The 14,774-nt window shown below is 43.5% G+C and carries 13 protein-coding genes; 8 read left to right on the plus strand and 5 right to left on the minus strand.

Annotated elements, in window-relative coordinates; genetic code table 11:
• Positions 1-19: 19 nt before the first annotated feature.
• Both DSM08_RS01250 and DSM08_RS01255 read left to right on the plus strand, forming a co-directional pair.
• On the plus strand, positions 20-784 hold the full coding sequence (locus tag DSM08_RS01250; protein ID WP_456242925.1) for a cation transporter: 765 nt from the start codon (positions 20-22) through the stop codon (positions 782-784).
• A gap of 414 nt (positions 785-1,198) precedes the next feature.
• Positions 1,199-2,467, plus strand: a complete 1,269-nt coding sequence (locus DSM08_RS01255) for a chloride channel protein (RefSeq protein WP_149524439.1) — start codon at positions 1,199-1,201, stop codon at positions 2,465-2,467.
• A gap of 814 nt (positions 2,468-3,281) precedes the next feature.
• Here DSM08_RS01255 and DSM08_RS01260 read toward each other — a convergent pair.
• The 4 genes from DSM08_RS01260 to DSM08_RS01275 all read right to left on the minus strand — a co-directional run bounded on the left by DSM08_RS01260 (position 3,282) and on the right by DSM08_RS01275 (position 7,542).
• Entirely contained in the window at positions 3,282-3,929 is a 648-nt protein-coding gene (locus DSM08_RS01260) for an NAD(P)-dependent oxidoreductase (RefSeq protein ID WP_149524440.1), read from the minus strand.
• 55 nt (positions 3,930-3,984) lie between these two features.
• Positions 3,985-4,395 (minus strand): Rrf2 family transcriptional regulator, encoded by a 411-nt coding sequence (locus DSM08_RS01265; RefSeq protein WP_149524441.1) that lies wholly within the window; start codon positions 4,393-4,395, stop codon positions 3,985-3,987.
• Positions 4,396-5,381: 986 nt separating this feature from the next.
• On the minus strand, positions 5,382-6,566 hold the full coding sequence (gene egtB, locus DSM08_RS01270) for an ergothioneine biosynthesis protein EgtB (RefSeq protein WP_149524442.1): 1,185 nt from the start codon (positions 6,564-6,566) through the stop codon (positions 5,382-5,384).
• A 10-nt stretch (positions 6,567-6,576) separates the two neighbouring features.
• Complete coding sequence (locus DSM08_RS01275) at positions 6,577-7,542, minus strand: L-histidine N(alpha)-methyltransferase (protein ID WP_149524443.1); 966 nt, start codon at positions 7,540-7,542, stop codon at positions 6,577-6,579.
• 117 nt (positions 7,543-7,659) lie between these two features.
• Between DSM08_RS01275 and DSM08_RS18980 the strand changes: the two genes are divergently transcribed.
• The 4 genes from DSM08_RS18980 (at position 7,660) to DSM08_RS01290 (ending at position 12,108) form a co-directional block, all read left to right on the plus strand.
• Positions 7,660-7,800 (plus strand): hypothetical protein, encoded by a 141-nt coding sequence (locus tag DSM08_RS18980; protein ID WP_187773937.1) that lies wholly within the window; start codon positions 7,660-7,662, stop codon positions 7,798-7,800.
• 633 nt (positions 7,801-8,433) lie between these two features.
• Entirely contained in the window at positions 8,434-8,805 is a 372-nt protein-coding gene (locus tag DSM08_RS01280) for a SpoIIAA family protein (protein ID WP_149524444.1), read from the plus strand.
• Between the two features lie 403 nt (positions 8,806-9,208).
• The gene (locus tag DSM08_RS01285; RefSeq protein ID WP_149524445.1) at positions 9,209-10,291 is read left to right on the plus strand and encodes a sensor histidine kinase; all 1,083 of its coding nucleotides are present in this window, start codon (positions 9,209-9,211) and stop codon (positions 10,289-10,291) included.
• Positions 10,292-10,443: 152 nt separating this feature from the next.
• Positions 10,444-12,108, plus strand: a complete 1,665-nt coding sequence (locus tag DSM08_RS01290) for an AsmA family protein (protein WP_149524446.1) — start codon at positions 10,444-10,446, stop codon at positions 12,106-12,108.
• 97 nt (positions 12,109-12,205) lie between these two features.
• Here DSM08_RS01290 and DSM08_RS01295 read toward each other — a convergent pair whose 3' ends face one another.
• A complete protein-coding gene (locus tag DSM08_RS01295; protein WP_149524447.1) occupies positions 12,206-12,475 on the minus strand; it encodes a hypothetical protein in 270 nt (89 codons plus the stop codon).
• Positions 12,476-13,138: 663 nt separating this feature from the next.
• On the opposite strand from DSM08_RS01295, the gene DSM08_RS01300 reads away from it, so the two are divergent.
• Together DSM08_RS01300 and DSM08_RS01305 are read left to right on the plus strand one after the other, a co-directional pair.
• The gene (locus tag DSM08_RS01300) at positions 13,139-13,492 is read left to right on the plus strand and encodes a TFIIB-type zinc ribbon-containing protein (protein WP_246172388.1); all 354 of its coding nucleotides are present in this window, start codon (positions 13,139-13,141) and stop codon (positions 13,490-13,492) included.
• Between the two features lie 876 nt (positions 13,493-14,368).
• On the plus strand, positions 14,369-14,560 hold the full coding sequence (locus tag DSM08_RS01305) for a hypothetical protein (RefSeq protein ID WP_149524448.1): 192 nt from the start codon (positions 14,369-14,371) through the stop codon (positions 14,558-14,560).
• Positions 14,561-14,774 lie beyond the last annotated feature (214 nt).

The following is a 14,774-nucleotide window of genomic DNA, read 5'->3' on the forward strand; positions in this document are numbered from 1 at the left end:
CATATTTAATATAACAAAAATGGATTGCCCAAGTGAGGAGCAATTAATCCGTATGAAACTGCAAAACTTTGATACGGTAAAGTCATTGGAATTTGATATTCCCAATAGAAAACTAAATGTTTACCATAGTGGAAACCCAGAGCCGATTTTTTCAGCTTTGGAAACCTTGAACCTAAATACAACGCTGATTTCAACCGAAGAAACTAACGCAGTTGTTGAAACAGATACAAGCAATAGCCAACGGAAACTACTATGGACGGTATTGATTATCAATTTCGTTTTCTTTGGATTGGAAATGTTGTTCGGTATTTTTTCCAACTCAATGGCATTGGTAGCGGATAGCTTGGATATGCTTGCCGATAGCATCGTTTACGCATTGGCTTTGTTTGCTGTTGGGGGTACGATTGCAAGAAAAAACAATATCGCCAAATTTGCAGGTTACTTTCAAATCCTGTTAGCCGTTATCGGTTTTGTTGAAGTTATCAGACGTTTTATCGGAATAGAAGCGATGCCCGATTTCAAAACAATGATTATTGTTTCTGTTTTGGCATTGATAGCAAACGTACTTTGTCTTTACCTATTGCAAAAGAACAAGAGTAAAGAAGCCCATATGCAGGCTTCGATGATTTTCACGTCAAACGATGTTATAATCAATTCGGGGGTTATCGTTGCAGGAATTTTGGTCAATTGGTTAAACTCGAGCTATCCCGATTTGATTATCGGAGCTATTGTATTTGTAGTAGTGGCAAGAGGGGCATATAGAATATTGAAATTGGCAAAGTAGTCGTTAAGTTCCCTATTTTAACTAATAGAAACAGACAGGATAATGAAAATACAGGTATTAAGCTGTTGTGAACGTATTTGAATAAAACGGAAGAACAAGGACGAAAGACAGAGTTTATTCTATCAGTATTATGTGAAAAGGGCTTTGCAAGCCCTTTTCTCTTGTCCTGTAATCCCGATAGGGAATAAAATGTTTATTTGTTTTTGAGAAACAAAAAATTCGTATATTTGCTTTGAGCTAACGGAAACACGTTGAAATACAAAGCAATAAGCACCGTTACCAAATCGTTACCTGACTTTTTTGATAATCTTTATAAAAGCTTAGTATTCAACCGATACAGCTTTTTCCTGAAAACTTTAAAATATATTTATCTAATTTTGACATCTGTTAAAATCCTCTGGAATTTTTAAGTGAATGGAAAAGAAAAAAAGAGTTGTCTATCATCATTTGTTCAAGCTTGCTTTAGCGTCTTCCATAGTAAGTATTTGTAGTGTTTTACTGGTTTTCGCTCTTCAAAGGATGACGGAATGGACCGAACACCACATTTTTGAAACCGTGTCAACGACGAATAAAATAGGTTTAATATTTTTACCCACAGTCGGTATCACTGCGATTTACTTTTTGCGAAAGTTTCTATTTAAGGGACGTAAAAACAAAGGAATTACTGAAATTTATAAAACATTAGACCAACGCAAAGAGCATCTTCCCGCTTTTAAGGTACCCTCGCATCTGCTTAACGGTTTTCTAACGGTTATTTCTGGTGGCTCTACCGGTATAGAAGTCTCCTCAGTAGTCGCTACAGCCACGGCAGGGAATATGTTACATAAACAACATTTCTCAGCAAATTTGTATAAACGAGAATTAATATGTGCTGGAGTCACAGCAGCCCTAGCAGTGCTTTTTGCAAGTCCCGTAGCGGGCTTGCTATTTGCCCTGGAAGTTACTGCTAGAAAAACCAGCAAACCTTTATTCATCAGTTGTGGTGTATCTGCGCTGATCTCCTGGACTTTTATTTGGCAGACCGAGGGCACCTCCCTACTATCTACCACTGTTAAAGACTGGCATGGATATGCGATTCCCCTGTTTGTAATATTAAGCCTGTTGGGTGGCTTACTGTCTATTTATTTCACATTATTGTTAACACGGATCAAAAAGCTCTTTGGAAACATCAATAATAATTTCCTGCGGGTAAACTTAGGCGCGGTTTCTGTCGGCATCTTCATTTTTATTTTCCCTCAATTGTATGGAGATAGTTACCATGGATTAAAAGAAATCTTAAATGAACCTGGAAGTATCGCACTACTAAGCCTATTCGTATTGGTATTGCTAAAACCTTTGGCAGCCGCTCTTACACTGGGAGCAGGTGGCGATGGTGGTGTTTTTGCTCCGAGTATCGTAGCGGGTGCCTTGTTAGGCATTCTGTTTGCACAGGTGTGCAACACTTATTTAGGAATGGATTTAATACCGTTAAACTTTGCGCTGGTAGGGGCAGCAGCAACTTTATCTGCGTCCATTTATGCGCCTTTTACGGCACTGGTTTTGGTGTGCTGTATGGTTCCTCAGGGGTTCCAATTATTTATACCCATCTTGTTAGGTAGTTTTGTTGCTTATTATTTTGCAAAGCTCATTATCCCTTACAATGTTTACACTTATGATTTCTATCTTGCTAAAAATGAAACATAAAATACGTTTAGAGTAGCTTTCTGACATCGCTATCTCAGGAACGTGACTGCTCAAAGGTACAGCTTGAAATGCTTAAACGCGTGCTATTCAGTCAAAGGCGTGAACGCGAGGGTGCCCTCTGTCAGACTTTTCTGCCGTGTGGAGCTGGACCTGCTGATTGCGTAGTAACAAGAAGATATCAAAGTAAATTAAATGTAACCCGCAAGCGTTCAAACACAAAAGACGACGAAACATCCCTCACTTCCTCCGGTTATAGAAATGTTGATTCAGCCACAGCATGATTATCAGAATTGGTTTACATAGAGGAAGATACCACCGAGGAACTAGCACATGAACCGGCCAAGTTCTATATTAAAGTTTAGCTCGTATTTTCACCCGTATTTTTTGGACTTCGATTAAAGGTGTTTTTGAATCAATCTCACTGATTTTTCATTGATATAGCCTATTTCTGTACGCCCGTAGAGCGTAATCCCGATCCTGCAAACCAGATCGCGCATTTCCTCCGTGTAGCCTCGTGTCTGATTTTCTCTGGGCAAACGAGGGATCCGTATGGTCATGAGAAAGGGGACTATCATAACCGAAGTGTATAGCAAAAATACCAGACGGGTTCTGAAACCTACAATCATCAGTAAAGGGCAAGGGGCCCAGCCAGCTGCACACCGTGTGCCAGAGAGCCAGGTAATCCAACCGCTGCCCCCGTACCTTTGATGCCTTTCAACCCGTTAATTATTTGCAGATACCATGCTTCAACATGCCTATCCCCAACGTCGATCGAACAGTCAATCATCCTGCATCTATATTTGTGTTTTGCAATTTAATATGCTGCAGTGAAACGTTCCTGATGGTGTTTTGGTTGTTGCACTTCATCCAATAAAACCACCGCTAGATCTTCCGGTGATAGCCTCGAAATGTTGTTTTGGTCCACAACAGGATGGTCTTTTCCTAAGCGGTATTGGCCGGTTCTCCCATCGGTTACGCCGGGGTGCATTTCAATGGCGGGGCTGAAAAATACCCAATCGAGCTCTTTTTCTTCCTTTAGAATATTCAGGTAATCCCTTGCAGCGATTGCTCCGGGCTTAATCTCTGCAGGAAAATCTGCCGAATCCACCAGTTGCTCATTGTCATTGCCATACAAGCTACCTGCGCCACCAATCACAATTAGTCTCTTTACGCCAGAAGTTTTAACGGCTTGCTGAATGGATTTGGAACCGGCAAGGAAATCCTGGTATAAATTAGGGTTGGTCCAGCCTGCATTGAATGCGCTAATGACCACATCCTGATTTTTCAATGCTTTTGTTAGCTCCTCTACGTCATTCACGTCTACCGCGATTTTGCTAATGTTTTCTGCAGAAATATTTTCTGCTTTCCTGGCAATACCGGTTACTTCCAAACCTCTGTTAAGGGCTTCGTTAACTAACTTTGAACCTACAAATCCACTGGCTCCGATAATAGCTACTTTCATAATATTATTTGTTTTTATATGTAATACTTTTTGTTACAATTTGTGAAAAAAAAATTTAATTGAACTGATCTACGAAATCTTTTAAAGATTTATTTTTTAAAAAACTAACCACCACATCGTCTGTGCTGTCGAACAGTTTTTCCAGTTCTGTGTTAATCTCTTTGCCGATTGGACATTTAGGATTGGTGCCATTATTTTTCTTTCCCAATACATGGGGATTTTTCACCGCATTAAAAATATCTGCCATCGTAATTTCGCAACTTGACACTTGCAGCATGGTGCCTCCTTCTTTTCCTTTTTTACTTTGCACCCAGCCCAATTGATGTAAAACAGCAAGCTCTTTTCGAACAATGACAGGATTGATATTGATGCTTTCTGCAATCCATTCTGAACTCATCCATTGGCCGGGAAATTTCGCGAGCAAGGTCAAAATATGGATGATGGTTGCAAATCTTGTGTTGTTCATTATGATACAAAGCTAAGTAGAAATTTTAAATGTAACAAATTATATTACAATTATCTTTTCATTTATTGAATGCGGCGGCTTTTAATAAATCTGGAAAGGATCTCTCAAAGATCAAATTCTATTCACAGGTATCTACCTTTGTGCCTCAAAGACAACGCTAGGCAAGGTGATTTGTAGCCATCATAGCCCTTTTAGATATTTATGTGTAAAAAATAAAATAAGAGTAGGAAAGCATGATTCTAGGAGTATGGAGTAAATGTTAAAATATAAAATAAGAAGGGCTAAACGCTGGATAGGGAACTATTAAGTGTATTTCTCAGCATCACGACGATGTGGATAATACCTGGGAAAAATTAGGATTAAAGGACTTATTGACGAACGATATACAGCTAAACAAGTTTATAAATGGCTTAAACCTATTCGGTGATCGCATGAAGAGAAACAAAACCATGGAACTGTTTTCAGAAATCAGCCTGCGTTAGGTACATGATAAAAAAATGAAAGGAAAATAGTCGAATCTAAATAATATCACTTCGGAAGTGAAATATAAGAAAGGCGGCAATAATATAACTAGAAATCGTTTAGCACTTTGTTCTTGACTCACCATTTTAAATCTCTTTAAAAGTTGAATGAAATGCTATCACTGTATGCACTTTCGAGCGGGATTTTGAAAGTAATTACAAAAAGCAACATGATGGATTAATTGAGAATTTCTACTATTTAAGTTTCGCAACTACCGATACGTGAGGCTTGTGGGCTTCACAAGGGTATGAGCAGAAGGAAGCCTTGGAGATGATCCAATCAACACGCTAGGCAGGGAGAAAGGCGCGAGGCAATCCTAGTTTCGCTTTTCGTTACCACTAGGAATGTTTAGGCAGCTTAATAAAAGAATGGTTATACTCATCGCGACGGCGGACCGACGGTTCTCGATTTTTTATGCACTAATATGCGCATTCACCTGGCTATCAATCTGTCTATTGATTGGATTAAAAGGCGAGTCTGATCCCAGTAAACTGCCAGCGCAGGGGCGCGTGAAAGAAATTTCGATAGCTTGTCCTGCTATGTCCGGTGGGCGTGGCCACTGAAGATCCACGGAGGACCTGTTGATTGACCATGAACTTGCCATTATATTCGCCAATGGCTCCCGCTGATTTTTTAAAACGCGGATAGGCCTGATAGGCGCTGGCTGTCCATTCCCAACGCTGCCCCCAATTCAGGTGCTCGGCCGCAACTTCCCATTCAGCTTCGCTTGCCAGCCTGGCACTCTTCCACAAAGCATAGGCTGCAGCTTCGTAGTAACTAACGTGTGCTACAGGGCATGTGAGGTCCAGTTTTTTCAGGCCTGAAAGGGTATAGTGAAACCACTCGCCATCGATCCGATGCCAATAGAGGGGCGCTCCTATTCTGTGCTCCCGGACCCAGTCCCATCCCTGGGCATGCCAATGTTTAAAATTAACGTAGCCATCGTCCAAAATAAAATCCAGGTACTCGCCATTGCTCACCAATTCATTGGCAATGCCAAAGTCCTCCAGAAACACCGTGTGTCTGCCCAGTTCGTTGTCGAAGCAAAAACCCTCGCCAGTATAGCCAATATCATAGAGCCCCGCCGGTAGATTCACGATCTTCTTGTCTGTTCCCGAATGGCAGGGTCGCTCTATCGGATTCTGGGTACTGTAAGCTGGAAAAAGCGGATTATGTCCCAAAATGTATTTTATATCAGTCCATAGCAGTTCTTGGTGCTGCTGTTCATGGTTCAACCCAAGCTCAATCAGATGGAAAAGTTCCCTGCTGAGCATGCTGCTTTGCAAGAAAGCCTGCATCTGCTGGTCAACGTAGTGGCGATAGTCATATATTTGGTTTACTGTGGGGCGACTTAGATTGCCTCGATCTGTTCGGATGACACGGGCGCCCAGGGACTCATAATAACTATTGAATACGAAGTCGAAATTTTCGTTGAATGGTCGATATTTTTTATGGTGGGGCCGAAGAATGAAGGTCTCGAAAAACCAAGTCGTATGCCCCAGATGCCATTTGGGAGGGCTCACGAATTCAACTGGCTGTACGACAAAGTCTTCCGTGGCAAGGGGCTGGCAAATCCTCTCGGTCTGCGTACGCGTGGTTCTGTAGCGCTCCCACAAACCCTGTTGCTGTGTGTTTTGTTGTCTGATCATATCTTTAAGCTTATTGTACTTCCCATAAAACATCTAAGAACCAATGACGGTGGTCGGTAAACTCCGCTACCATCTTAAATCCACACGCACTGCTCAGTTCCTCAAGCTGCTCTACCGTAAACTTTTGCGAGATCTCCATATAAATAGGTTCAAATTCTTTAAAAACAATTTGTTCTTCCAGAAGTGCTATGGTTTGATTCGCTAGGCTGATCAGATAACTCTTGCAAGCGCCTGTAATAGGATCATAAGTTTGATAATGTTTGAACCGATCGATGTCAAAATTCGTCTGCAACTCCCGGTTGAGCCGCAGCAGCAAATTTTTATTGAAAGCCGCTGTTAATCCGCTGGAATCGTTATAGGCACGGAGTATAGTCTCTGGGTCTTTCCTCAAATCGAAGCCAATCAGTGCGAGGTCGCCCGCACGTAAGGACTGCCGGAGCGCAGTGCAGAAATGTTTGATCTCCGAAGATTCCATGTTACCGATATTTCCGCCAAGGAAAAGTACGAGCTTTCGAAAACCGGCAGCTCGGCTAATCTGCGGGAGGGTCTCCAGATTATCCCCTGACAAAGGCCGCACTTCCATGGCAGGTAAATACTCCGCTATCCGGCTTTTAAGCTGCGCGAGAATGTTTTCGGAGAAATCGACCGGGTGATAGCGTGAAGCAGGCGAAGTCTCATGGATAGCACGAAGGAGATACCGCGTTTTCTGCCCATCCCCGGCCCCCAGTTCGATAATGTCCAACGGCTGATCCTCGGCTCCACATAATTTCGCGATTCTCGGGCTATGTTGCTGAAAGATTTCTAATTCACAGTCGAAAGGGTAATATTCGGGCATCACCATGATCTGCTGAAATAGTTCGTCGCCCCGCTTATCATAAAAATATTTAGCGTTCAAGTGTTTCGGGAAGCTTCGTAAGCCTGCTAGCGTTTCTTTATAAATGTTACTGGCAGAAATGGTGTCACGGATATTACTCATCTTTTTCGGGTTTGGTTTGATTCATTTCGAGCTGGCATTTCTTGTATAATTTCATTAAATTGAGTCGCCATACTAAGGGAACAAACTACGACTGCACTTGTTTTCAAGGATGTTGCCATGCAATTTTTATTAATCTATATTTTCACGTTCTTTTTCACGCTAGCGTTGCGTCATCTTTCCGCAAATGAAGTGGCTGGCGGCCAACGATCCATTAATGTTATCGAGAACATGAAGAATTTATTCAACGACCAAATGTAATACATGCGTATGCTTTTTCCATCTCCTGCTACAGAGAGTTTTAGAGATTATTTGCTAGCACTCTTAGTCCTTTGCAACTTCTACATGAATGTTTCGCAAGTTGGCCGGGCACGAGGAGCCCAAAAGCGTCTGCCGCTGGATCGCAGAGCCCTCCTTTTTCGATGGGGGCTTGCCTTCCATAGCGTGCTGGCGAGTGCTGCTCTTGCTGTTTCAATTTTATTCCGTGAAAGGGAGTGCTTTATCTGGCTATTGACGACGGGTCTGCTGTGGAGCATGGAATCCAGCCTGCTTGCCCTTAATCTCCTTGGAGAGAAAAGAGGCGTCTTTCTACAGCTGTGTCCTTCCATTTTGGTGGCTTTCATCGAGTGTTACCTACGGAGCCAGTAGCTCCGTTCGGCCGCTGGAGGATTGCCGCAATGGTCATTGAATAGACGCCCTTCTTCTCAAAGGAACAGGTATGGTTTGATTCCGCTGCATAAAGCGGCTCCTTCTTCGCTGTTTGAGACGTTCTTTCAGGAGGGTAGGAAACCACAAATGTGAGCGATTGCTCGATACCACAGCCTATGATATTTGGATATTGCGAAGCCCTTTGACAACTAATTCGGAGCGCAGGTGTTCTTGAAGAAAAAGATCATGATCAAACAAGAAACAGGGATGCCCCAGAATATAGTTGCCTTCCGCGCTTGGGGCGAAGTGACAGCACAGGATTTTAAAGAAGTCGTCTTACCAGCCATAGCAGATCTAGTGAGCAAGATTGATGAAATTAATTTTATTTTAATTTTAGACACCTCCCCCGCAGATTTCACTATTGGAGCCTGGCTGCAGGATGCTTGGGCAGGGATTCGTGATTTGACAAAGTGGAACCGTGCTGCGATCGTAACCGGGAATGAGATGGTAGAAAAAATAACGCCTGTTTTTTCGGCGCTCATGATTGGGACTTTCAAAACGTATTCCCATACGCAGATGAATGAAGCCATCAACTGGGTGAGCAGTGGGACATCATGAGAAAATTGCGGGGCCAGCTGATGTTTGCCCTCCAGCTTCTAGCGAGTTAGTTTAAAGCGTGGCTTTGACTAGCTTTTTAAGATGCGATCCTTTTTTTAAAGGTCCCTCTACTCGGCGCACAACCCCGCCAAAGCAGGGCGAGCATTTAAGCAATAAGGCATGACGTTCCATATACCGCGCGATAGCAACATCATATATTACTATTCACTTTTTTTGTTTTTCCGATAAGACTCCTGCCTCAGCAAAGCGTAAAGGTATGGGCTGAGCTGACCTGGTTATGTCTCGGACGGAGATGGATGTTTAAAGAGAATAAACACGTCCGCGAAGGAATATAAACGGAGATCGCAACAACACATGATGGATAAAGCGAAATAATTGATTAAATTGTACCAAAACCTAAAAAATGGATACGCAGCCAATCCCTCCGCTTACGGACAACACCCATTTCCTGATGTTTTCTTTCGATTTGGACAGTGGACGCATTACCGATACAAATCAGCTATTCCGCCAGCGATTCAAGTTTTTGTCCATAAAGGGCACGTTTGAAGATTTTCTTAAGCATTTACATGCCCAAGACCGTGATCGGCTACTGTCTTTGTTACCGTTTAGCGAACATAAGGCAATCCAAGGGCTTATCCTGCGATTTTTCCTCGGCGAGGACATTCGTCATCTAAAGTGCAACTTCTACCCAATCAAGCAGGGGGGACAGGTATTCGCATTAATTGAAGACATTACCCAAAACGTGGAGTACAACGATAATTTATTAAAACATAATGCGAAAAAGAATGCGATTCTTACCATATTGAGTCACGATGTGGCTGGTGCGCTATCGACTGCCGTCAATTTGATAGACCTTGCACAACGCAAGGCTCAGCTAGGGGAGGTGCAAATGGTACAGGAGGCGCTTACAGCGGCGAAAGACATCTGCAAAAGCAATATTTCGATGATTCGTACATTTTTGAAGAAGGAGTTCCTCGCGACCCTGAGCGTGCCTTTGAATACAGATCGCCACGATATCGTGCATAGCCTGCGGAACCTGAGCGATCAATATAAGGTTATGCAAAGCGAGTTGGGCATCGAAGTTTTGTTCCGGTCCAATAAAGAACATATATATATGGAGACTGACCGCGACAAGCTCATCCAGGTATTCAATAATTTGATTTCTAATGCCCTCAAGTTTACGCCCAAAGGGGGCACGGTAACGCTCTGCGCTACAGAAAAGGAGACTGTAATCGAGCTATCGGTACAAGACAACGGAATTGGGATTCCCGACCATCTGAAAGAGGATATTTTTACCAAATTTAGTCTGGCAAAACGAGAAGCTTTAAACGGAGAAGATTCCCATGGGATAGGACTATGGGTAATCAAAATTATGGTAGAGTGGTTAGGAGGTAACATCCATTTCGAAAGCCAGGAAAACAAGGGCACGAATTTTTTGGTCACCTTTTTTAAGGGTACAAGCAAAGTGGGGGATAAATTGACGTAGCTACCTTTTCATTACCCTGTTCTTAAGCAAGGAACGGCTTTCCCCGGGGCTAGCGCTGCTGATCGCTCGCTACCTCAGATTTCAGCTGAATGGTTTGGGTCAATTTGTAGTGCCAGCTGAACTATCTGTCCTAGTAGCTGTTCTTTATAGTGATGATTGAAAGAAAAGGTCACTTCCTTTATCAGGTACCTGGCAGAACAGTGCTGCTGGTCGCTGCTTTCGTGCTGACCATCGTGGTACTCGGCCTCTCGCTGCGCCCTGTTTTAGAGCGCACACTGACGAGAAAATTGCAGGAAAGTGCACAGGGCAAATTCAACCTAACGCTCGAAGGTGCCCGACTGGAACTCTTTCCTCTTCGCCTGCACATAGAACATCTACGTGCATCTTCCGACAGCGCTGTAGCCCTGCGGGAAAAGGACGCGTTTCAGCCCTGGGAGTTTCAGGCAGAAGGGGTGTCGATCAACGGGCTTTCGGTATGGCCTGCCGTTTTCAGCAAAAAGATTTCGATCAAAACTATAACGATCGATACCCTTATGCTTGATATTTCCAGGACTTCTAGCGATGGGAATAGTGAGTCGGGCTACCAGAAGATCTTGGTGTCAGTTCGCCAGAAGATAAATTCCCTAGCGGTAGATGAGTTTTCGATAGCTTCTTTGAACCTTTCTTATAAAAATGCTGCACGTCCCCTGAGGCCCCTGTGGCGTATTGAGGAACTTCAGTTTTCAGCCAAAGGATTTTTAATCGATAGCAGCACCCGGGACGACAACGACCGGATTTTTCTATTTACTGATTTTCAGCTAACCATTCCTAAATGGAAAATTGATCTCCCCCAGACGCCTTACCAGCTCCATTTGGAGGAACTGGCAGTGAATTCTCGCCACAAAGAGGTGTCGATTGGTCAACTTAAGCTTACACCGCGCATCTCTAGAGCAGATTATGTCAGGCAGGACCGCCAGAATAAAGCGTTAATCGATTTGGTCCTGAGGAGCTTCACGATATCCGGTGTTGACTTTTTACAGCTGAGCAAATCCGGGAAGCTTATCGCAGAAACGGCCAATATCGATAAAGGAACCCTGGAGCTGTTCAAGGATAAACGCTTCCAGAAAGAAACGGTATCAAAAATAGGGCAATCCCCTGCCCAGCAACTGATGCAGATTCCGATATGCTTTAGCATACCGCACATAAAAATCAGCGATTTCGATCTTTCCTATCAGGAGATCGGCGAAAAATATGGAAGACAGGGTAGGATAGACTTCAATGCCATTCATGGCAGTCTCGCCAACGTGACCAACGACACGACAGTTTTACGCAAGAAGCCGTTACTGGTGGCAGATTTGAGGGGTCGCATTTATGGTCAGGGAGAACTCCAAGCATTATTCAAGTTCAATCTCCTGAGCCCCAAAGGAGCATATTCCTACCGCGGTTCCCTGAGCCTCATGTCGATGCTGCACTTCAACAGTATTCTGACTCCACTGCTCAATATTCGAGTCGCTTCTGGGAGCTTGCGCCATGCCGCCTTTGATATACAGGCGGACGAGTGGAACAGCAGAGGAACAATGGATTTTAAATATCACGGTTTTGGTTTGGAGATACTTAACAAACCAAGCAAGGGCGGGGGAAAGAAAGCTATTGTTTCTTTTTTCGCGAACAAGTTTATCATCAACGATAGTAATCCCGATGCGAATGAGCGATATCGTCGCGCAGAAATAGCGCAGCAACGCGTAGCGGAGCACCCTTTTTTCAAATCTATTTGGAAAACGCTTTTGGAAGGCATTATGTATTCCACTGGCGTTAATCCCAAGTTCGTTCCCGATTAAGTTCCGTCGCCTCCACAGGATATGGGGACGTTTTGGTTAAAGCTTGTTAAGGAGAAAAGGGACTTTTTGACCGGACGACTCCAAGCATTGCCGATGTCTATGCCCAGGTGTAGTGCCTTTCCATTTGGAGCGTCCCGCCTGATAGCGAAACGATCATAACGCCTAGGGTTGTCAAGCGCAAAACGGAGTTTCGATCGTCGGTAGCGATACCCTCGGCGGTTGTTTCCAAACGTGGTTTACGTCGTTCGCAGGCAAGAGAATTGGCGGGACTCACTCGGCACGCTCGCTTGGTGCCCCATGCTTCGGGGTTCGCTCGATAAGGTTGAGCAATCGAGCTTAGCGGAGGGAGAACTCCAGGAAGTACCATACTGCAAGAAAACTGGATGCCGCGATGAGCAAAAGCTGTAAAGTCTTTTTTAACTTAAAGATTGTTTTAGTGTGAGTCTCACGAGTGCATTTCATTTTCCTAGGGATAATTCTGTTTGAAGCTCTATAGTGAGTTCAAATATTAAGTGAATGATATTAGGCAATATTCGTTCCATTTAGGGTTTTCATCTTCCTAAATTCCTTATTTAGAATTGATTTAAGGGAAGTGGCTTTTATGGAAGCGTGGATATTCCATCTGAAACGGATGCCATACGCTAGTTCAAAACGTTATCCCTCAGATCGTGATTTTGAGCGGGTTTCTGCCCTCAATTTTTGCAGCCAGTTGATTGGCATGCGATCCTTGAGGTAAGGAGTTAAAATTTTATCCTTGCATTGATTCTAGTCACAGAGCTTCTGCGATCTAGGGTGTTCCATAGTCGCTCATTTCCCAATCCATCCTGCTGCTTGGTCAATTTGATCTTTGAGACGATAGGACGCTGGCTTAAACAAATATATCCAGGTGGTTGGGCCTATCCTGAGTCAGGAAGCCTGTTAGTTAGCTTCCTGTAAAAGAGGTCCAATAGATGGAAAATGTTAAGGTTTTGTGCTAGGTAGTGTAAAAAAATGAAACTATTTCTAGGTGTTTGTTTCAAAAAAAGCTATTTTGAAGCGAATCAACTACGATGGTATGAAATGTCCGAATTGTAACCAGACGCTATTAATAGCTGAAAGACACAGGGTAGAAATAGATTACTGCCCGAACTGCAGAGGGGTTTGGCTTGATAAAGGCGAACTGGATAAACTGTTAGATTATGCTGGAAATCAAAATTTAAGTTCACAAGCCCCGGTTGCTGAGGAAAGAAGTCGGCCGAAGGATAATGACCGGTATGATTACGACCGCAGGCAACATGATTATTCGGAAAACCGGAATCATGATAGGCATAATGACCACTATGGCCAGCGGAACTACCAGAAAAAAAAGAAATCTTTTCTTTCCGACTTCTTCGATTTTGATTAGTATATAAAAAGATGGTTGGTCTATCTATATCTGCGAAATAGAATGGAACTCCGCCAAAGCTACCCTTGTAGTCTGGCCAGTCGCTACGGGCTGCCTGTTTGGTGAAATTGTCTAAGCCCGACAGCCGGGTTGTGCTCACATTCGCAAGAGTCTTAGAAGCGTTTAGCACGGAATGGAGTTCTCGAATATGAAAAAAACTGAATCTCAGAAACGTTCTTTGGGTGGGCAGAAATTTTTGAACATGCGATTAGAACAGCTGTGGAAGAAGGGTAGGGGTAAAGTCAGCGGGATGAGGCCATCGGAAAAATAGTAAACTAGATGTCGAGAATACGCGGCAAGTACTATAAAACAAGGGCTAATTTTGCCATTTTTCATCATCCGTATGACTTAAAAACTGGGTGGTTTACTTGGCGATATAATGAAAGTGAGTTTTTTCGTACGGCTGTCATAAAGCTCAGCCCTAGTGAGTATGACTTATTCTTTTTTCACCACCTGGAGCATTACCTACAACCGGACAGGGGACCTATCGAGAGTTTTTGGATCACTCGCTGAGAACCTTGCAAAGCGGAATAGCCGCATTGCCGCGTAAAACAACGAAACATAATCTTGAGAAGATGTACACCAAGCGCGTCCGGCTCCAAAAGTTCCACCACTTTTTGAAAATTAAGCGGGGTTTCCGTTGACCCATCCAGCAAAGCTGCCCAGCCTCGAGATCGTTTCACTAGTTGAATTTTCTTATCCATTGACCCGCTGAGTTATACGGCATTTAAGCCGTTGCATAGTACCTTTGCCTTACCTTGGGGCGCGCTTTTTTGTCTGATCGTAAAAAAAAACGAACCGATGGCGTAGCCATTTGTCCTACTAATAAAAACAGCTATGCTTCCAATTCCACTGTTCTCCATCGTTAAGACAGCGAAAGATCTGTTAACGTCCGGTATTACGACGGTCGATAAATCAATGACTTTTCCCGTTATGCTCCCACAGGATTTCGAACAGCTTTCTTTGGGTTCCTTGTTCTATCTTGAGGAACAGCGAGCTCCGAGAGCTTCACACGGTCTATACCATTGATGGTAGAGAGTGGTACCTGCGAGCAAACGATCGGGCGATTTTTCTTGGAGAATACCCCGATGTATACCAGCCACGCAGTTAAATGCTTGCCCGTTTTGCTGGATCCTCATGAAGACTTTCCTTTGATCGAACGTTTAAGTGCAATGCGGAAGGAATGGTCTGCTCGCCGCTCCGTATGTAGCGTATTAATCATTGTTATTCAAACCCTTCTTAG

The sequence above is a fragment of the Sphingobacterium hotanense genome, assembly GCF_008274825.1.
Taxonomy (GTDB): Bacteria; Bacteroidota; Bacteroidia; order Sphingobacteriales; family Sphingobacteriaceae; genus Sphingobacterium; species Sphingobacterium hotanense.